At 73.2% G+C, this 19,422-nt stretch carries 13 protein-coding genes; 8 read left to right on the top strand and 5 right to left on the bottom strand.

Going from position 1 to position 19,422, the window contains the following annotated elements:
• Positions 1 to 277: 277 nt before the first annotated feature.
• The 6 genes from ABD208_RS02070 to ABD208_RS20440 all read left to right on the top strand — a co-directional run bounded on the left by ABD208_RS02070 (position 278) and on the right by ABD208_RS20440 (position 6,723).
• Positions 278 to 1,561 carry a class I SAM-dependent methyltransferase gene (locus ABD208_RS02070; RefSeq protein ID WP_344098998.1) on the top strand — a complete coding sequence of 428 codons (1,284 nt, stop codon included), beginning with the start codon at positions 278 to 280 and terminating at the stop codon, positions 1,559 to 1,561.
• Positions 1,558 to 2,712, top strand: coding sequence for a glutamate--cysteine ligase (locus ABD208_RS02065; protein ID WP_344098997.1), 1,155 nt, complete (start codon positions 1,558 to 1,560; stop codon positions 2,710 to 2,712). The genes ABD208_RS02070 and ABD208_RS02065 overlap by 4 nt, the downstream gene beginning before the upstream one ends.
• A gap of 64 nt (positions 2,713 to 2,776) precedes the next feature.
• On the top strand, positions 2,777 to 3,820 hold the full coding sequence (gene tsaD / locus ABD208_RS02060) for a tRNA (adenosine(37)-N6)-threonylcarbamoyltransferase complex transferase subunit TsaD (RefSeq protein ID WP_344098995.1): 1,044 nt from the start codon (positions 2,777 to 2,779) through the stop codon (positions 3,818 to 3,820).
• Positions 3,821 to 3,980: 160 nt separating this feature from the next.
• Complete coding sequence (gene tsaB, locus ABD208_RS02055; RefSeq protein WP_344098994.1) at positions 3,981 to 4,703, top strand: tRNA (adenosine(37)-N6)-threonylcarbamoyltransferase complex dimerization subunit type 1 TsaB; 723 nt, start codon at positions 3,981 to 3,983, stop codon at positions 4,701 to 4,703.
• A 19-nt stretch (positions 4,704 to 4,722) separates the two neighbouring features.
• Complete coding sequence (gene rimI / locus ABD208_RS02050; RefSeq protein WP_344098993.1) at positions 4,723 to 5,247, top strand: ribosomal protein S18-alanine N-acetyltransferase; 525 nt, start codon at positions 4,723 to 4,725, stop codon at positions 5,245 to 5,247.
• A gap of 219 nt (positions 5,248 to 5,466) precedes the next feature.
• A complete protein-coding gene (locus ABD208_RS20440) occupies positions 5,467 to 6,723 on the top strand; it encodes a sulfurtransferase (RefSeq protein ID WP_425561053.1) in 1,257 nt (418 codons plus the stop codon).
• A 279-nt stretch (positions 6,724 to 7,002) separates the two neighbouring features.
• On the opposite strand, the gene tsaE is transcribed toward ABD208_RS20440, so the two are convergent.
• The gene (gene tsaE, locus ABD208_RS02035) at positions 7,003 to 7,530 is read right to left on the bottom strand and encodes a tRNA (adenosine(37)-N6)-threonylcarbamoyltransferase complex ATPase subunit type 1 TsaE (RefSeq protein ID WP_344098992.1); all 528 of its coding nucleotides are present in this window, start codon (positions 7,528 to 7,530) and stop codon (positions 7,003 to 7,005) included.
• Complete coding sequence (gene alr / locus ABD208_RS02030; RefSeq protein ID WP_344098991.1) at positions 7,527 to 8,840, bottom strand: alanine racemase; 1,314 nt, start codon at positions 8,838 to 8,840, stop codon at positions 7,527 to 7,529. The genes tsaE and alr overlap by 4 nt, the downstream gene beginning before the upstream one ends.
• A gap of 32 nt (positions 8,841 to 8,872) precedes the next feature.
• Here alr and ABD208_RS02025 point away from each other — a divergent pair, with 32 nt between their 5' ends.
• Both ABD208_RS02025 and ABD208_RS02020 read left to right on the top strand, forming a co-directional pair.
• Positions 8,873 to 9,907, top strand: coding sequence for a pseudouridine synthase (locus ABD208_RS02025; RefSeq protein WP_344098990.1), 1,035 nt, complete (start codon positions 8,873 to 8,875; stop codon positions 9,905 to 9,907).
• Between the two features lie 219 nt (positions 9,908 to 10,126).
• Positions 10,127 to 10,609, top strand: coding sequence for a glutathione peroxidase (locus ABD208_RS02020; protein ID WP_344098989.1), 483 nt, complete (start codon positions 10,127 to 10,129; stop codon positions 10,607 to 10,609).
• Between the two features lie 75 nt (positions 10,610 to 10,684).
• Here ABD208_RS02020 and ABD208_RS02015 read toward each other — a convergent pair whose 3' ends face one another.
• The 3 genes from ABD208_RS02015 to ABD208_RS02005 all read right to left on the bottom strand — a co-directional run bounded on the left by ABD208_RS02015 (position 10,685) and on the right by ABD208_RS02005 (position 19,323).
• On the bottom strand, positions 10,685 to 12,088 hold the full coding sequence (locus ABD208_RS02015; protein ID WP_344098988.1) for a copper amine oxidase: 1,404 nt from the start codon (positions 12,086 to 12,088) through the stop codon (positions 10,685 to 10,687).
• Between the two features lie 189 nt (positions 12,089 to 12,277).
• A complete protein-coding gene (locus ABD208_RS02010) occupies positions 12,278 to 16,543 on the bottom strand; it encodes a choice-of-anchor G family protein (protein ID WP_344098987.1) in 4,266 nt (1,421 codons plus the stop codon).
• A gap of 383 nt (positions 16,544 to 16,926) precedes the next feature.
• The gene (locus ABD208_RS02005) at positions 16,927 to 19,323 is read right to left on the bottom strand and encodes a LuxR C-terminal-related transcriptional regulator (RefSeq protein WP_344098986.1); all 2,397 of its coding nucleotides are present in this window, start codon (positions 19,321 to 19,323) and stop codon (positions 16,927 to 16,929) included.
• Between the last annotated feature and the right edge of the window lie 99 nt (positions 19,324 to 19,422).

Genomic DNA, 19,422 nt, shown 5'->3' with positions numbered 1-19,422 from the left:
TTTCTGTGACGGGTTGTCTTCAGCTCGAGCGTTCGGCTGCGCGCCGTCGTCGCGGGTGCCGGCGGGCACGAAACATCTCGCGGCACCGTCGCAGGACCCGCGGGACCGTGCGACGATGACATCCCAAATCTAGGTGGCGATTAGCACTCGGTCAAGGCGAGTGCCAACCCGGTCCAGCCGGTCCCGACCCGGCCCGAGCGCAGCTCAAACACCACAACGGAGAAAAATTCTCCCCAGCCTCTCGCCATGACCAGGACCCACATGGAAAGATCTGCCCATGGATGCGGCGATTCTGAGCAAACTTCTCAGCCCTGAAGGACGGGCGCTGCTTGGTGCACTCCCGCCCTACGACGAGCGATCCGCGATGCGGACCGCCACCAAGCTCCGCGAGGACGGCATCGCCGCCGATCTCGCGGCGGCCGCCCTCACCCAGTCCCGCCTGCGCGCCAGGGCGCGGACCAAGTTCGGCGAGCTCGCCGAGCGGATGTTGTTCACCGCCGACGGCCTCGAGCAGGCGACCCGCCTGCGCGTGGCCGGCCTCCACGCCGACCGCTTCACCGCGGCCGGTGTCACCCATGTCGCCGACCTCACCAGCGGCATCGGCGCCGATGCCATGGCGTTCGCCGGGGCGGGCCTGCGGGTCCTGGCCACGGACCTCGACGAGGTCACCGCACGCATCGCGGCCTGGAACCTGCGCCAGTTCCCGGACGCCGACGCACGTCACGCCGACGGCCTCGCCGTCGACCTGCGCGCCGAGGGGGTCGACGGCGTCTTCGCCGACCCGGCCCGCCGGACCCGCGGTCGCGACGGCGGCAGCCGCCGCATCTTCGACCCGCGCAGCTACGAACCCGCCCTCGACCGCGTGTTCGCCCTGCGCGAGATCGTCCCCGCCCTGGGCGTCAAGGTCGGCCCGGGCATCCCGCACGAGGGCCTCCCGGACGAGGCCGAGACGCAGTGGGTCTCCGTCGACAACGATGTCGTCGAGGCCGGTCTGTGGTTCGGTCCGCTCGCGCCCCGTGGGCCCGGCCGCAGTGCTCTCGTGGTGCGCACCCGCGTCGACGGCGACGGCAAGGAGCACACCAGCACGCGCGTGCTGCGCGCCTCGGACCACCCGGACGGCGCGGGGCTCGAGGCGCCCGTCGGCGTCGTCGGGCAGTACCTGTACGAACCCGACGGCGCCGTCATCCGCGCCGGCCTCGTCGCGCACGCGGCCGCCGAGCTCGGCGGCCGCCTCGTCGACCCCACCATCGCCTACATCACCACCGACGACGCCGCGGCGCCGCGCGACGACGCGGGCGACGGCGTCACCGGCCCCGCGCCGATCGCGACCGGCTACCGGGTCCTGGACACGATGCCGTTCGGGCTCAAGCGGCTCAAGTCCTACCTGCGCGAGCGCGACGTCGGGCGGGTGACGATCAAGAAGCGGGGCACCGCCGTCGTCCCCGAGCAACTGCGCAAGCAGCTCGTCCTGACCGGCACCGAGGAGGCGACGATCATTCTCACGCGCGTGGCAGGGTCCCAGACCATCCTGTTCGTCGAACCGATGCGAGGTGCGGCATGAAGGGGACCACGCCCCTGCCGTTCGGCATGTCACGGCGCTCCAGCATCGGTCTCGAGTGGGAGATCGGGCTGGTCGACGCCGCATCCGGTGCGCTGTCGCAGATCGCGTCGCAGGTGGTCGAGGAGCTCTCGCCGCACGGCGCGGACCCGCGCATCAAGGTCGAGCTGCTGCGCAACACCGTGGAGATCGCCACGGGGGTGTGCGACGACGTCGGCGGCGCGGGCGCGGAGCTGCGCGAGCTCCTCGGCCGGGTCGCGACGGCGGCGGGCAACCGCGGCGCCGTCGTCATCGGCGGGGCCATGCACCCGCTCGCCCACTGGGACGACCAGCTCGTCACCCCCAAGACGCGGTACGAGCGCCTGGTGGACAGGGTCCAGTTGTTCGTGCGGCAGATGGTGACCTGGGGGCTGCACGTGCACGTCGGTGTCGAGGACCGCGACAAGGTGCTGCCGCTGGTCCAGGGGATGCTGATGTACTACCCGCACCTCCAGGCGCTGTCGGCGTCGTCCCCCTACTGGGCGGGGGCGGACACGGGCTACGCGTCGACGCGCGCGATGCTGTTCCAGCAGGTGCCGACCGCGGGTCTGCCCTATCCGATCACGGAGTGGGAGGAGCTGGAGGCCTACGCCGACGACATGCGGCGGGTCGGCGTCGCCCAGGAGTTCAACGAGCTGCACTGGGACGTCCGGCCCTCGCCGCAGTACGGGACGATCGAGGTGCGCGTGTGCGACGGCCCGACGAACGTCACCGAGACGCTGGCCCTGGCCGCGCTGACCCACTGCCTGGTGGAGCACCTGTCCACCGAGCTGGACCACGGGCGGGAGCTGCCCGGGCTGCCGCCCTGGTACGTCAAGGAGAACAAGTGGCGGGCGGCCCGGTACGGCATGGACGCCACGATCATCACCAACCGCAAGGGCGACCAGCTCCCGGTCGCGGAGGCGATCGGCAAGATCCTGGTCGAGCTGGAGCCGGCGGCCGAGCGCCTGGGCTGCGGCGACCAGCTCGCCCTGATCGCCGACATCACCCGCCACGGCCCGAGCTACCTGCGCCAGCGCGCGGTGGCGGAGGCCTCCGGCAGTGACCTGACCGCGGTCGTCGAGTCCATGCTCGAGGAGATGCGGGCGGGACGTCCCCTCCCGCCGGCGAGGTAGCTCGGGCCCGGCGCCCACCCCGCGCGTGACGTGCCTCGCGGGGTGGGCGTCTTAGGCTGGGGACATGACAGAACCGCTTGTCCTCGGGATCGAGTCGTCGTGCGACGAGACCGGCGTCGCACTCGTCCGCGGGAACGAGCTGTTGTTCGACGCCGTCGCCTCGTCCCAGGACGAGCACGCGCGGTACGGCGGGATCATCCCCGAGGTCGCGAGCCGCGCCCACCTCGAAGCGATGGTCCCGACGATCCGCCGGGCGCTCGGCGAGGCCGACGTCGACCTGTCCGAGGTGGACGCGATCGCCGTCACGGCCGGGCCGGGCCTGGTGGGCCCGCTCACCATCGGCGCCTCCGCGGCCAAGGCCCTCTCGATCGGCCTGAACAAGCCGCTGTACGGGGTGAACCACGTCATCGGGCACGCGTGCGTCGACCAGCTGGTCGACGGGGAGTTCCCCGACCGCGTCATGGCGCTCGTCGTGTCCGGCGGGCACTCCTCGCTGCTGCTGGTCGACGACGTCGCCACGGACGTCACGGAGCTCGGCTCCACGCTGGACGACGCCGCCGGCGAGGCCTTCGACAAGGTGGGCCGCCTGCTCGGCCTCCCCTACCCGGGCGGGCCCCACGTCGACCGCCTGGCGCGCGAGGGCGACCCGACGGCGATCCGCTTCCCGCGCGGCCTCACCGCGCCGAAGGACCAGGAGCGCCACGCCTACAACTTCAGCTTCTCCGGCCTGAAGACCGCGGTGGCCCGCTGGGTCGAGGCCCGGACCGACGCCGGGCAGGCGATCCCGGTCGAGGACGTCTGCGCGTCGTTCGCCGAGGCCGTGGCCGACGTCCTCACCGCCAAGACCATCGCGGCCTGCCGCCTGCACGACGTGGACACGCTGGTCATCGGCGGCGGCTTCTCCGCCAACTCCCAGCTCCGCGAGATGGCGGCGAAGCGCTGCGCGGAGGCGGGCATCGACCTCCGCATCCCCCCGATCCGCTACTGCACGGACAACGGCGCCATGATCGCGGCGCTCGGCTCCGCGGTGGTCCGTGCGGGCGTAGCCCCGAGCTCCCTGGACATCCCGGTCGACTCGTCGATGCCCCTGACGACGATCACGGCCTAACCCACGATCCAGGAAACCCCAGAAACCACTCCCTGAGGTGCCGTCAGCAGCACATCGAATCCCTTCGAGGCCCGGTTTCGCGGCACCGAGGTGCTACTGACGCCAGTTCTGCAGCCTGTTGGTCCCCGGGGGTTTTCAGGGAGCGCTTAGGCTGGTGGGCGTGCCAGTTCTTGCCATCGATACCTCAGCCGCGGTGTCCGTCGCGCTCGTCGGGGACGACGGGCGGCGGCTCGCCGCGGCGTCGGCCGACGAGCGGCGGCGGCACGCCGAGTCGCTCGCGCCGCTGATCACCAGGGTCCTGAACGACGCCGGGACGGACCGCACCGAGCTGACCGCCGTCGTCGGCGGGACCGGGCCCGCGCCGTTCACCGGGCTGCGGGTGGGACTCGTCACCGCCCGGACGCTGGCGCTGGCGCTCGGGATCCCGGTCCGGGGCGTGCCGAGCATCGACGCGCTGGCCGCCCAGGCGGTGAGCGACCTCGGGCTCGCCCCCGACGACGAGGTGCTGGTCGCCTCGGACGCCCGCCGCAAGGAGGTCTACTGGGCGCGGTACCGCGTCGTCGCGCACGAGGGCCCGCACGGCGTGCCCGTCGTGGAGACCGTCGCCGGTCCCGATGTCGGTCGCGCCGCCGACGTCGCCCGGGCGCAGCTCGGCGAGTCCGCGAGCGCCACCCGGCTCGCCGTCGTCGGCGAAGGTGCTGCCCTGTACGCGGACGTGCTGCCCGCGGACGACGACGCCCCGCTCGTCCCCGACGCCACCGTGCTCGCGCGGCTGGCGCTGGCGCGGCACGCCGCGGGCGAGGACCTGCCGACCGAGCCGTTGTACCTGCGCCGCCCCGACATCCACGAATCGGCACCGCGAAAGTCTCCCGCGCTCGGCTGAGCGCATCTACCCTGGAGATATGCCCGAGTTCCACATCCGGCCGCTGCGCAGCTCCGACTTCGACCGCGTGCTCCACCTCGAGCGCGAGCTCTTCGGCCGCGGCGCCTGGACCTACGGCATGCTCGCGGACGAGCTGGCCGGGCTCGGTCGCTGGTACGTCGTCGCCACGGTCGACGAGCCGGGGTCGATCGGCCCGGAGCCGGTGGTCGGGTACGCCGGCCTGTGGTTCGACGGCGACGTCGCGCAGGTCATGACGATCGGCGTCACGCGCGAGTACCAGCGGTGCGGCGTCGGCCGGAGGCTGCTGCGGGCGCTGATCGAGCGATCCCGGGCGCTGAGGGCGGATGCCCTGCTGCTGGAGGTGCGGGTCGACAACGAGCCGGCGCTGGCGATGTACCGCGACCACGGCTTCGAGATCCTCACCACCCGCAAGCGCTACTACCAGCCGGAGAACAAGGACGCCTACACGATGCGGCTGGACCTGCGCACGGACCACGAGGACCGGCCCGATGCGGCGACCCCCGGCGAGGACGACGCCGCCTGAGACCGCGCCGCGCCGCGCCGTCGCGCCGGGTTTCGCACATCTGCCCGGCAGGTTGTTCTCGCGGTGCAGGCAGGAATCGCGCGTGTGAGCGCTGACACGCGCGATTGCGGCCTGCACCGCGAGAGGCATACCGCAAAATCAGGCGCGGCCGTGGTCGGACGTCACATCGGCACATAGGCTGACCGCACCAAGGCCGTCGCGACGAGAGGAAGACCCCGCATGAGGCAGCACGTTCTGATCGACGCCGCAGAACTGGCCGCTGATCTGCAGGTCGCGCCCGGGTCGGCCGATCCGGCGCAGGCCGCGCCCGGGTCGGCCGATCCGGCGCAGGTCGCGGCCGGGTCAGCAGATCCGGCGCAGGCCGCGCCCGAGTCAGCAGATCCGGCACAGGCCGCGGCCGGGTCAGCAGATCCGGCGGAGGGCGCGCCCGTGCTGCTCGACGTGCGGTGGGCGCTCGGGATGACCGACGGTGCCGCGCAGTATCAGGCCGGTCACATCCCCGGCGCGGTGTACGTCGACCTGGAGACCGAGCTGGCGGCGGCGGCCTCGCCCGCGGCCGGGCGGCACCCGCTGCCGTCCGCGGCCGCGTTCCAGGAGGCCGCACGGCGCTGGGGCATCCGCGAGGGGTCGCGGGTCGTCGTGTACGACGGCGTCGGCGGGACCTCCGCGGCTCGCGCCTGGTGGCTCCTGCGGTACTTCGGGGCCGACGACGTCCGTGTCCTCGACGGCGGGCTCGCCGCCTGGACCGGGGCCGGCCTCGCGCTGGAGACCGGCGAGGTGACCGCCGAGCCCGGCGACGTCGTCGTCCGCCCCGGCGGCATGCCGGTCCTCGACGCGGACGACGCCGCCGCGCTCGCCGCCGGCGACGGCGTGCTGCTCGACGCCCGGGCAGCGGAGCGGTACCGGGGCGAGGTGGAACCGGTGGACCCGCAGGCCGGGCACATCCCAGGCGCGGTGTCGGCGCCGACCACCGGCAACCTCGACGAGACCGGGCGGTTCCTCGACGACGCGCGCCTGCGCGAGCGGTTCGCGGAACTTGGCATCGGCCGGGCACCAACGGCCGCGCCCGAGACACGTGAGACCACACCAGCGGGCGCACCCGAGACGGCACCTGACGCCACACCCGAGACGACACCTGGGGCCGCACCAGCGGGCGCGCCCGAGACGGCACCCGAGGCCACACCAGCAGCAGCCCCCGGGACGGCACCCGCGGGCGCGCCCGAGACGGCACCCGAGGCCACACCAGCAGCACCCGAGACGGCACCCGAGGCGTCCTCGCCCCGCACCGGCTCCGCCGCCGAGTCGCCCGGGAACCAGGCCGGCACTCCGGCCGTCGGCGTCTACTGCGGCTCCGGCGTCACGGCCTCCCACGAGGTCGCCGCCCTCGCCGCGATCGGCATCGAGGCGGCCCTCTACCCCGGCTCCTGGTCCCAATGGTCCAACGACCCGACCCGCGAGACAGCGACCGCCCCCTGACCGGCCCGACACCCCCCGGGCCCCACACCCACCCACGCCCCTCGGTCCACCACGAACTGCGGTGGCGTCAGCAGCACTTCGAATCCATTCGAAGAGCCGAATTGCGGCACTGACATGCTACTGACCCACTCACAGTACGTCTGAGGCTCCGGCGGGAGCGGGTTCGTGGATCCGGGATCGCTGATCGTAGGTCCCGGCTCCAGGGCCGGCCCGGAGTGAAGGCTTCCGCGCTTCCGGGTCCAGCCCCCGGGGTGAAGGCTTCCGCGCTTCCGGGTTCGGTCAGTCCTGGAGCGTGGTCAGGTCGATTCCCGACCAGCGGGGGCCGATCGCTCGTAGGGTCGCGATCCGGGTACCCAGTTCCGGGTTGTCCGGGTCCGGGTCGCCGCCGCGGGGGCGGGCCAGGTCGATCTCCAGGCGGTCCTCCGTCAGGGCCTCCGCCAGGCCACGGCCCCACTCAACCACCGTCACCGACTCCTCCAGGGACGAGTCCAGGTCCAGCGCGTCCAGCTCGTCGAGCCCACCCAGCCGGTAGGCGTCGACATGCACCAGCGCGGGCCCGCGTGAGCCGTCCTCGCGCACCAGCGGCGGGTGCTCGCGGGCGATGATGAAGGTCGGCGACGCGACCTGGCCCCGCACGTGCAGCGCCGCCCCGAGCCCCTGCGTCAGCGTCGTCTTCCCCGCCCCGAGGTCCCCGGTCAGGATCACCAGGTCCCCCGCCCGCAGGACGCTCGCGAGCGCCGCGCCCAGGGCGCGGGTGGCGTCGGCGTCGTGCAGCTCGAGCGTGACGCCCGTCGTCGTCCCGTTCACGAAAACGCTCCTCTCCCGGCGAGCGCGCCCAGCTCCGGGTCCGCGCCCACCTCCTGCGCACCCGTGTACACGCGCGGGACGCGCGCGGCCAGGCGGGTGACGATCTCGTAGCTGATGGTTCCGGCGGCCTGCGCCCAGTCCTCGGCGTTGGGCGCGCCGGCGTGCTCGACGCCGTCGGACCTCCCGAACAGCGTGACGACGTCGCCTGCCTGCTCGGTCGCGTACGGGCCGAGGTCCAGCATGATCTGGTCCATGCACACCCGGCCCGCCACGCGGACCACCCGGGCGGATCCGGGCCCGGCCTCGCGCGACGCGACGTCGTCCACGCCGCCACCCACCAGGACCGGCCCGCCGGGGCCGAACGACCCGCCGCTGGCGTGGCGGGGGATGCCGTCGGCGTAGCCGAGGGGGACGACGCCGAGCGTGGTGTCCTGCGGCGTGGAGTACGTCAGGCCGTAGGAGACGCCGCTGCCCGCGGGCACGCGCTTGACCGTGGCGAGGCGCGCCTCGAGGGTCATCGCGGGGCGCAGGCCGTAGGCGCCGGGGACCCCCGCCTGCGGGACGGGCGACAGCCCGTACATCGCGATGCCCGTGCGGACCAGGTCCCAGGCCAGGTCGGGGCGGGTGAGGGTGGCGGCGGAGTTGGACAGGTGGCGCACCTCGGGGGTGAAGCCGGCCTGTTCGACGGCGCTCACGGTGTCCTCGAACAGCTTGGCCTGGGCGTCGATGCTGGGGTGGCCGGGTTCGTCGGCGCAGGCGAAGTGCGACATGACGCCGGTGATCTCGACGAGGCCGCGGAGTTCCGCTGCCCGCCGCAGGACGGCCGGCAGCGCGGCCGGGGTGAGCCCGTTGCGGCCGAGCCCCGTGTCCACCTTGAGGTGGACGCGCGCGGGCCGCCCGGCGGAGCGGGCGGCGTCGGCCGCGGCGTCGATCCCCCAGGTGTCCGCGACGCCGACGTCGATCTCCGCGAGGATCGCCTCCTCCAGCGGGGCGCCGGGCGCGTACAACCAGGTCAGCACCCGCGCCTCGGCGGGCGTGATCCCGGCCTGCCGCAGCCGCAGCGCCTCCCCCATCTGAGCGGCCCCGAGCCACGTGGCCCCGCCGGCGAGCGCGGCCCGGGCCACGGGCAGCAACCCGTGCCCGTACGCGTCCCCCTTGACCACGGCCATCAGCGCGGTCTCCCGCTCCCCGCCGGCAGCCCGCCGCAACGCGACGACGTTGTCACGGATCGCGATCAGATCGACGACGGCGCGCGCCGGGTACTCGGGCAGGAACCCGGGCAGCAGACCAAGGGACGGGGCAGTGCTCACGAGGGTGATTCTCCCACCGGTTACCGTGGGGCGTGCGTTCACCTCTGCCCGTGCGGGACGGGCTCAATCCCACGCGGCTCGTGCTGCCGCACGACGGGGAGACCGTCGCGCGGTACGCGACCGCGTACGCGTGGCTGCTCGGGCGGTTTCCCGACGACGGCGCGCGGCTGCGGGACAAGGTGGCCGCCGGGGAGGTCGTGACCGGGCGGGGCGAGCCGATCACCGCCGACACCCCGTACGAGCCGCGCGGGTTCCTCTTCCTGTACCGCGACCCGCCGCCGGACGAGCCCGGGATCCCGTTCGATCCGGAGATCCTGCATCGCGACGACGACCTGCTCGTCGTGGACAAGCCGCACTTCCTCTCGACGATGCCGCGGGGCCGCTGGATCCGGAACACCGCGCTGGTGCGGCTCCGCGCCGCGCTGGACCTGCCCGAGCTCAGCCCGGCCCACCGCCTCGACCGGCCCACGGCCGGGGTGCTCGTCCTCACTGTCCGCCGGGAGGTCCGCGGCGCGTACCAGATGCTCTTCCAGGACAGGCGGGTCCGAAAGGTCTACGAGGCGGTCGCCCCGCTTCCGGGTCTCGTGCCGAGCCCCGCGGACGACGGCGGTCGAGCCGCGACGGGCGGCGAAGCGTCCGGCGACCCGGCCGGCGGTTCGTCGTCGGACACCGGCCTGATCCGCCGGCTGGCGGGCGGACAGGCCGTCACGATCCGCTCGCGGATCGTGAAGCTGCGCGGGACCGCGCCCGCCCAGGAGGTGCCCGGCGAGCCGAACGCCGAGTCGCGGATCACGCTGGTGGATCGCGACGACGCCCGCGGGCTCGGCCTCTACCGCCTCGAACCGCACACCGGCAAGACGCACCAGCTCCGCCTGCACATGGCGGGCCTCGGCCTCCCGATCCTGAACGACCCCTTCTGGCCGGTGCTCCGCGACGACGCCGACGACGACTTCTCCCGCCCCCTCCAGCTCCTGGCCAGATCGATCGAGTTCGAGGACCCGCTCACCGGCGAGCCGCGCCGCTTCGAGTCCCGCCTCGACCTCCGCGAGTTCCCGGCCACCCCCTGAGCCGCCCGTCGGCAGCCGCCCCCGGGCCGGATCTCACCCTCGCATCGTGGTGGGCCACGAGGTTGGGTGGGTGACCCCGAGGTTTCCGTGCATCGCCCGAGAGACTTCGACGGGAAGCTCGTGGTGGCTCGCCAAAGCTCGTGGCGGACGGGGACGACGGCGCGCGGCGCGCGTGGCAGCGTTGCCAGCCGTTCACGCAGGGATGTCAGGATGGGGCGTATGAGCCTCTATGACATTCCCTTCCGGCGGATGGACGGGAGCGAGACCACGCTCGCCGGTCACGCCGGCGACGTCGTCCTCGTCGTGAACGTCGCCTCCAGGTGCGGGCTGACGCCGCAGTACGCGGCGCTCGAGCAGCTGCAGAAGGACTACTCCAGCCGCGGGTTCACCGTGATCGGGTTCCCCAGCAACCAGTTCTTCCAGGAACTCGGCAGCAACGACAAGATCGCGGAGTTCTGCTCCGCGACGTACGGCGTGACGTTCCCGGTCGTGGACAAGGTCAAGCTGAACGGCCGCAACACGCACCCCCTGTTCGAGGAGCTCAAGAAGTCCGCCGACGCCGAGGGCCACACCGGCCGGATCCGCTGGAACTTCGAGAAGTTCCTGGTCCTGCCCGGCGGCGAGGTGCGCCGCTTCGACCCGCGCACGGTCCCGGACGACCCGGCGATCGTCAAGGAGATCGAGGCCCACCTCCCCCGCTGAGCGGCACGCCGGGCGGGAGGTAGCACCGACCCTGTCCCGCGGGCGGCGGAGCCACCCGGCCGCCGGGCAGCGAAGCTACCCCGCCGGCGGCGGGCTGCCGTTGATCCCTTCCCGCTCCGGCGGGACGTCCGGACGGGTCGCCGTGACGTCGCGGGGCACCATCGTGAAGCCCTGCCAGTGCGACTCCATCGGGCTCTGGTCCTCGTCGCGCGGGACGTGGTGGAAGCCCACCGCCACCCAGGACACGACGTCGTCCAGCCGCTCGCGGTCCTCGACGTAGTCCGGCACGCCGCGCCCGCAGTGCGCGTCGCGGTTCGCCGTCGCGAACTCCTGGCAGCCCTCCGCCTCGGTGAACGCGATGTCGTAGCCGCCGTGCTCGTGGTCGTCGTCGTGCGTGAACGTGAACGACGACGTCGCCCCGAGCCCGATCTCGTAGCTGACCGGATGGCCGTCGTCGTTCAGCAGGGCGGGGTTCACCACCCGCCACCAGCGCCGGTTCTCCCGGTCCCGGGTGTCCTCGCGCGGGATCGGCAGGAGACGGCCGGCCACGACCCGCGAGCGCGGCCCCATCTCGGGCGTGTCCTCGGCGTCGTACTGCTCCACGACCTGGCCGCCGCGCCCGCCGAGCGCCCAGTGCACCTTCCACACCACGTTGTGGGAATGGCTCGTGGCGTGATCGTGCTCGCCCTCGCCGACCGCCCAGCCGTGCGAGCGATCCGAGTAGTCCGCGGGCGACAGGTCCCCCGTCGCCCCGAGCTCCGGCGTGATCGAGCCGTCCGCGCCGAACGTGTACTGCGTGACGTACTCGTACCAGCCCACCTTCGAGATCGTCGACAGCCGCAGATCCGTGCGGCGCTCCACCAGCGGGACGGCGTCGGCCCGCTCGTCCTTCGCGTGGTAGGCGATCCCGCCGTCGACGGTCTCGCGGCACAGCACCTCGCGCGTCCCGACGGTCCCCGTCTCGCCGTCACCCAGCGTCGGGATCGGCGCGGAGAGCCGTTCGCCGCGGCACGACTCCTGGCCCAGCGCCAGCATCGACCGCCCGCCGAACCCCTCGGCGGTGATGTCCTCCGTGCTGCGCACGCCGGAGTCGTACGGCACCTCGAGCTGCCCGATGGTCAGCGACGCCAGCACCCGCACCTGCTCGTGCCCCGCCGGCACGAACGTGACGTCCTCCAGCACCAGGCCCGTGTCCGGGTCGATCCGCCAGCACATCGTCCACGCCGAGCCGCTGCTGAGCGTCTCGGTCAGCGGTTCGCCCGCGCCGCAGCCCGGTTCCCGCACGGTGTCCGACGACGCCGCGGGGGCGCCCGCGCCCTCCTGCTCACCCCCCGTCGTCGGCCCCGCCGTCCACACGACCGACACGAGCACCACGACGGCCACCACCGCGACGACCGGCAGTCCCCCCGGGATCACCGCCACGCGGCGGATCCAGCCCGGCCACGACCGCCGTCGTCGGCCCATCTCCTGGTCCGGCACCACTACCCCCTGAAAGCCTGTGCCGGGATCCCCCGGCCACCACGATCTTCGGGCACGGACCACCGCGCCGCGACCGGGAACGACGGCAGGGCCTCCCGTCACGGGGTTGCCGTGACGAGAGGCCCTGCCGGGTGACGCGAGGGACTACTCAGCGCCCGGGGGCACTACCTCGCGTGTGCTCCGCACCGCTCAGGCCTGCGAGCGGCGCGCGAGGATCTGACGGCGGCGGATCAGCGTCGCGCCCGCTGCGAGCAGCAGGAGGGACATGGCCACCAGGACCGCGGTGTCGGAACCGGTCGCGGCGAGATCGCCGTCCACGTCACCGTCGTGACCCGGGCCGTTGCCGTCGCCGTCGCCGTGACCGTTGCCGTCGCCGTCGCCGTCGTGGCCACCGCAGGCACCGTCGTGGTCGCAGTCGTCGCCGTGACCGTTGCCGTCACCATCGCCGTCACCGCCGTCGCACTTCGGGCACGGCACGTCGAACGTGGCCATCGCGCTGTCGCCCTGCTCGACGCTGGTCGCGATGCCGACGTGCGTGCCCGGGTCGAAGCCCTCCGGAACGGTGAAGGTCCACCAGACCTCGCCGTTCTCGTCGGCGGTCTTCTCGCCCAGGTCGAGCATCGACGAGTGGAGCATGGCCGTGACCGCCTCACCGGGCTCGAAGCCGTCGGCGCGGAACGTCTGCTCCTGACCCGGCGTGCGGACGTCGTGGTCGAACCACGCCGTCAGCTCGCGGGCCTCGCCGTCGCCGCCACCGACGACGACGGGCACCGAAGCACCCTCGCTGCCGTCCTCCGGCGTCGCGACGATCTCCCAGACGCCCGGCTCGGCGTCCTCGGGGATCGTGAGCGTGAGCTCGAAGGCACAGGTCTCGTCCGGCGTGACCATGACGGGCTCGCCGACCGGGTTGCCCTCCGGGTCGTGCAGCTGGACCGCGGTCGGGACACCGGCCGGGAAGCCGGTACCGGTGACGTCGATCTCGTCACCCGGCATCACGACCTCGGTCGTGGTGGAGAGCACCGGCGGGCTCGTGGAGCAGTCCGCGCCACCGTCGGTGACGGTGATCGGGGCTTCCGCCGGGATACCGGACGTGTCGTCCGTACCCACGATGGTCCAGTCGCCCGGCTCGGCGTCGGCCGGCACGCACACCTCGGTGGTGAAGCCGCCCTCGGCGTCGGTGTCGACCACGATCGGGTCACCCACCGGGTTCCCCTCGGCGTCGAAGAGCTGGACGGTGGCCGTCGAGTCCGGGGTGTAACCCGTACCCGTCACCATCGTGCAGTCACCCGGGGGCAGCTCGTCCGGGTCGGCCACGAGGACCGGCTCCGGCGTACCCGGGCCGCCACCGTCCAGGACCTCGAGCGGGGCCTCGGTCTGGACGCCGGTGGTGTCGTCCGTGACGATCGTGGCGTAGCCGTCGCCCGGCTCGGTGCCCTCCGGAACCGTGAGCGGCGTCGTGAAGCTGCCGTCCGCGTCCGTGTCGGCCACGATCGGGTCGCCGACGGGGTTGCCCTCGGCGTCGACCAGCTGGACCGTGACCGTCGAGTCGGGCGTGTAGCCCTCACCGATCACCGTGGTGACGTCCCCGGCGGCAACCTCCGCGGGGTCGTTGACGTGCGACGGGTCGATGCCGGCCGGCGGCAGGACCGTCAGCGGAGCCTCCGCCTCCAGGCCCGTCGTGTCGTCCGTACCGACGATCGTGTACTCGCCCGGGACCGTGTCCTCCTGGACGACGGCGGGGAAGCTGAACTCCCCGTTCTCGTCCGTGTCGACCACGATCGGGTCACCGACCGGGTTGCCCTCCGGGTCGTACAGCTGCACCGTCGCGGTGCTGTCCGGCGTGTAGCCGGTACCGGAGATCACCGTCTCGTCGCCGGGGAAGACCGTGTCGGGGTCGGCCATGATCTCCGGGTCGACGCCGTCCGGCGGGATGATCGTCAGCGGAGCCTCCGCCTCCAGGCCCGTCGTGTCGTCCGTGCCGATGATCGTGTGGTCACCGGGCTCGGCGTCCTCCGGGACGCACAGATCCGTGACGAACTCGCCGTTCGCGTCCGTCTCGACCACGATCGGGTCACCCACCGGGTTCCCCTCGGCGTCGAAGAGCTGCACCGTGGCCGTCGAGTTCGGCGTGTAGCCCGTACCCGTGACCACCGTGCACTCACCCGGAACGACCTCACCGGGATCGGCCGACAGAGCCGGGTCGATCCCGGTCGGCGGCAGGACCGTCAGCGGAGCCTCGCCCTCCAGGCCCGTCGTGTCGTCCGTGCCGATGATCGTGTAGTCACCGGGCTCGGCGTCCTCCGGGACGCACAGATCCGTGACGAACTCGCCGTTCGCGTCCGTCTCGACCACGATCGGGTCACCCACCGGGTTCCCCTCGGCGTCGAAGAGCTGCACCGTGGCCGTCGAGTTCGGCGTGTAGCCCGTACCGGTGACCACCGTGCACTCACCCGGAACGACCTCGCCCGGGTCGGCCGACAGAGCCGGGTCGACGCCCGGGTCGGCCGGGACGAGACCGGCGTCGACCGTGAGGTTCTCGGGGGCGTCCGCCGTGAGCGTCACCGTGCCGGTCAGCCCGGTGGCCGGGTCCGGGTCGGAGTCGGTGGCGTCGTCGCCGGCGTCCTGCGTCGTGAACGTGGTGCCGTCCGGCGCCACGAACTCGACCGTGTAGTCGCCGGGCGGCAGCTCCGTGAACAGGTAGGCCCCGTCCGCGTCCGTCGTCGTGGTGCCGACCTGCATCTCCGCGGCGTCCAGCAGGTTCACCGTCACGTCCGGGACACCCGGCTCGCCGGCGTCCTGGATGCCGTCACCGTTGGCGTCGTCCCAGACGAGGTCACCGATCGTGCCGGCGGCCACCAGGTTGCAGGCGTCGACCCGCACGCCGGAGTTGCCCAGGCCGACGCGGCCCAGGTCGGTGCCGCCGGCCATCACGCCCAGGCTCAGGGCCGAGACCTCGAGCGAGCCGATCGTCTCCGTGCCGTCGGGCAGGGCGCAGGTGGTGGTCTCCTGGTGGTTGATCTGGAGCGACACGAACTGCTGGACCACGTCGAAGACCGGCGCCAGCGCGGCGCCGATGGTCGAGGTGACCAGACCCGTCTTGATGTCGTTGATCAGCAGCTCGTAGACCTGGGCGGCCTCGTCACTGATGAGGAAGTCGTAGACCGAGGCGAAGACCGGGGACAGCACCGGGCCGGCCGTGTTGATCGCCGTGACGAGCGCCAGGCACAGGGCCGGGGCCGTCGGGCCCGCGCAGTTGGTCACGGGCGCCGGGAAGGTCCCCGCCACGGCGTCCTCCAGGGTGAACGGGCCCCAGGTGACGTCGATGACGTCACCGGGCAGCGGGCCCGTGCCCTGGAAGGTGCAGGTGAAGGTGATCGACTGCAGCGACTCCTGGACGGCGGTCGCCATGATCTGCGCGGCTTCCTCCATCAGCTCGTGAACCGTCTCGGCGATCTGCGGGTAGGTGCCCTCGTTGATCACCTCGGTGTTCGGCGGCAGGCCGTTGAGGCCCGCGTCGTCGCCGCCGCCCCACGGGTCGGTGCCGCCCTCCACCAGGTGCTCCAGGTGGATCTCCAGCTCGCCGGTGGACAGGTCCAGCGTGATGAGCTGGTTCGCCGAGGTGAGCGGCTCGCCGACCACCGCGTTGACGATGTTCTCCTGCATGTTCGAGTCGATGGTGCAGTCGGGCTCGGGCATGCCCGGGACACCCAGCGCGGCGGCCAGCGCGGCCGCGTCGAACACCTGGTTCGCCAGGTCCTCGACGGTGGTGTCGACCTGACCGCCGAGGTCGTGGATCTGCGCCGCGGCGTCCTCGATGGCGGGCGAGTGCAGCCACAGCGACGCGTCACCGGCGATGTACTGACCGGGGCCGGTCACGCCGCCGTCGGGGTCGAGGAAGACGCCGTCCTCGGCGATGACCTCGGAGCCGAAGGCGCCGAGCTCGAGGTCGAGCCGGTCCACGAGCTGATCGGTGATGCCGCCCACGCCCACCGCGTCCGCGACGGAGAGCAGGTCGATCGTCGTGGTGCCCCAGTCGGCCTCCTCGCTGTCGAGCGAGAGGCCGCCGTCGGGGCCGATCAGGCCGGAGGCAGCGTGCCCGTCGAGCGGCGAGGACGCCTCGCTGACACTCGACAGCGCGCCCAGCTGGCCGAAGTCGATGAACTGCGCGACCGGGATCTCGATGTCGCCCAGGGCCAGCAGCTGGCCGCCCAGGAGGTCGACGTCGAGCCCGCCCTCGTTCGGGCCGGGGTTGGTCGGGAACCCGGCGTCCGACGTCGCCGCGCCGAGGAGCTCCTGCTCCATCACCGAGGACATCAGGACGCTCGCCCCGGCCTCGGCCGGGTCGTCGGGGTAGTTGTCGAGCACCGCCATGGCCGGGGTGCTCAGGCCGGCGACGCCCAGTGCGGCACCGGCCCCGATCGCGACGGCGCGGCGCCAGGCAACCCGCCGTCGCATCCGGGTTCGTGAAGTGGAACGTGTTCGCCTCAAAGAACTCACTCCTCAAAGATTGCGCCGTGTGCACGGCGAGGGAATGACGACAGGCCGTAAACAACCCGCACGCGGCCCAGGTTCAGCGAACACAACATCCAAGCGACACGCACGCCCTGTCAGGAGAAATGCCCTGGCGCAGCAAGAGGCAAGACAACGCACCCATAGCATCTGGTGCGACGACAGCGGAGGCTGTTCCGAAATTTCGATATTTCGCCGGGGAGAACAGCCGGAAAAGATCGCTCGAATTCACCCGCACAATAGCCGCACCCGCAATGTCAATGGGTGCGGCACGCCGACGACATGACCCGACCCCGGGAGAACGCGCCTCCCGGGGTCGTCCCACGGCGTCAGACCTCCGCGGCCGCCCACTGCGGCGGGCACTCCTCCGCCAGCCGGATCAGGTCACGGCGGTCGCGGATCCCGAGCCGGTGGTAGACCTGACGCAGCCGGTTCACCACGGTGCGCTCCGAGACGAACACCGATTCCGCGATCTTCGAGTTCGTCGCGCCCTTGAGGGCGAGCCGCACCATCGTGCGCTCGTCGCGCCGCAGCCCGTCCCACCGGTTGCTCGCCACGGCCCCGCCGGACGCCGTCTGCGCCGCGTCGATGCCGCGCGTCCAGCCCGCCAGCCCGGCCAGCTGCGCGAGGGTGCGGGCGCGGTCGAACGCCGCCACCGCGATCCCGGAGTCGCCGCGCGCCGCCCGGAAGCGGCCGTAGGCCACCAGGGTGCGCACGTGCTGGCGGATCGAGGCCGGCGGCGTCGACCGGCGCACCGCCTCGTCGAAGGCGGCCAGCGCGTCGTCGCCGTCGGCCAGCAGGGCGCTGCCCCGGGACGCGGCGGCCCGCAGGTCCGGCGACGTCGTGCCGCACACGCGCACCGCGTCGTCGCCCGGGACCGTCGGCAGGGCCTGGATCTCCCCGGCGGAGACCGCCGCGTCGACCAGATCGGCGCGGACCATGACCGGGCACTGGTACGGCCACGTGCACTGCTCGGTCGAGACCGCGAGCAGCGACACCGCCTCCCGCGCGCGCCCGAGCAGCAGGTGCGCGCCGCCGACGTCGGCCGCGAACTCCGCCGCGGCCCGCGACGACCAGTTGCCCGGCGCGTCCGGCACGCCGACGTCGGGCACGCGGCCGTCGATCGCGGCGTCGGACAGCGCGGCCAGACCGCGCAGCACGAGCCAGGCGTCGCAGCCCGGCCGCAGCAGCCGGACGGCCTGGAGCTGCCGCCGCACGTCCTGGAACTGCCCTTCGACCGCGCCGACGAGCGCCGCGCTGACGCTCCGCGCCACCTGCTCGGCCGCGCCCAGCACGGCGTCGTCGGCGTGCGCGGCGACGAGGGCGCGCGCGGCGGAGACGTCGCCGAGCATGAGGCGCATCCGCGTCTGCAGGTGCAGGCCGAGCCAGTGCTGACCCGGCGTCACGGCGACCTCGTCGAGGTCGGCGCGCAGCCGCACGGGATCGCGTACGACGCCGTCGGCCTCCACGGCGAGCGCCGCCGCCAGGAGCCGGGCCCCGGCGGACCGCGCCTGCGCACCGGGACCGGCCGGCCCCCCGGCGCCACGCCACCAGACGTGATCGGCCCAGTCGGCGCAGCCGGACGCGTCCGTCGCCCGCGGGATGCCCCATGTCTGACCGATGAGGGCCGAGACCCCGAAGGCCAGCGCCCGGACCTTCGGGCACGCCGCCGACAGCGGCCCGGACCGCAGCACCGTGCTCAGCTCCTGCATGTGCAGCCCGCGGAGCATGGCCTCGCTCGCCCCCGCGGCGGCCCGGGCCGCGGGCTGGTCGAGCCCGCTCCGCTCGGCGCACAGCAGCGCCACCAGCGGATGGCGGACGAACCACAGCCCGTCCCGCGCCGCCGTCAGACCCTGCCGCGCGAGCTCGCGCAGCGACGGGTCCTCGCCGAGCCCGGCCACGCCGTCCCACGGCTCCTCCCCGAGGCTCGAACCCGGGACCCCGCGCAGCACGAACGAGGCGAGCAGCTCGCCCGCGGGCTCGTCGACCTGCTCGAGGACGTGCCGGTAGGCACGCCGTGCGGCGGGGCCGACGACGCCGGGCCCGTGCCAGATCGCCCCGCCGCGCAGCTGCGCGACCGAGAGCTCCTGGGCCAGCTCGTGGGCGAGCCGCGGGTTGCCCGCGCTCCACCAGGTGATCCGCTCCACGACGTCGGCCGCGATCGCCAGGCCGAGCGCGTCGACGAGGAACTGGCTCAGCGCCGGCCCGGCGAGCGGGCCGAGGCGCAGGATGTCGAGGTCCTCGTGCAGCGCCCCGGCCGGGAGATCCTCGGCCGCGACGACGAGCCGGCAGTCGAGCGCGAACGCCTCGTCCGCCAGGCGCTGCAGCCAGGCGAGCTTCTCCTCGGTCAGCACCCCGGCGTCGTCCACGAAGACGACGTGCGGCACCTTCCCGCCGAAGGTCGCCGTGACGCTCTGGAAGAATCCCGTCGCGGCGCTGCGGCCGGCGTCGTCGCCGTCCGTGAGCAGCCCGGAGAGATCTGCCCGCTCCGCGGCCCCGAGAAAGCGCGCGTGCGGGCGGCGGGACCAGATCCGCGCGACGCGGAGCACCGGGACCCCGGGTCCCAGGCTCCGCAGCGCGTGCATGACCGTCGAGGTCTTTCCCGCGCCGCTCGGGCCGACCACCAGCAACGTCCTGGGGTCGAACTCGGCGGCCATCCCCGCGATCGTCCGGATCTCACGATCTCGGCCGTGCAGCGCGTAGTCGCGCACGTTCTCGGCTGTCATCGCGACAGGCTGACGCATCTCGGCGTCGGGCACCCGCCGCGATTCCGTCGACGTCCTCACGCGCACCCACCCCCTTTGTGGCACCTGGGATATTTTTTC

The organism is Myceligenerans crystallogenes, assembly GCF_039529775.1.
In the GTDB taxonomy this organism is placed as follows: domain Bacteria; phylum Actinomycetota; class Actinomycetes; order Actinomycetales; family Cellulomonadaceae; genus Myceligenerans; species Myceligenerans crystallogenes.
The sequence above is the reverse complement of the archived record's forward strand: the minus strand, read 5'-3'. Positions and strand labels throughout refer to the sequence as shown.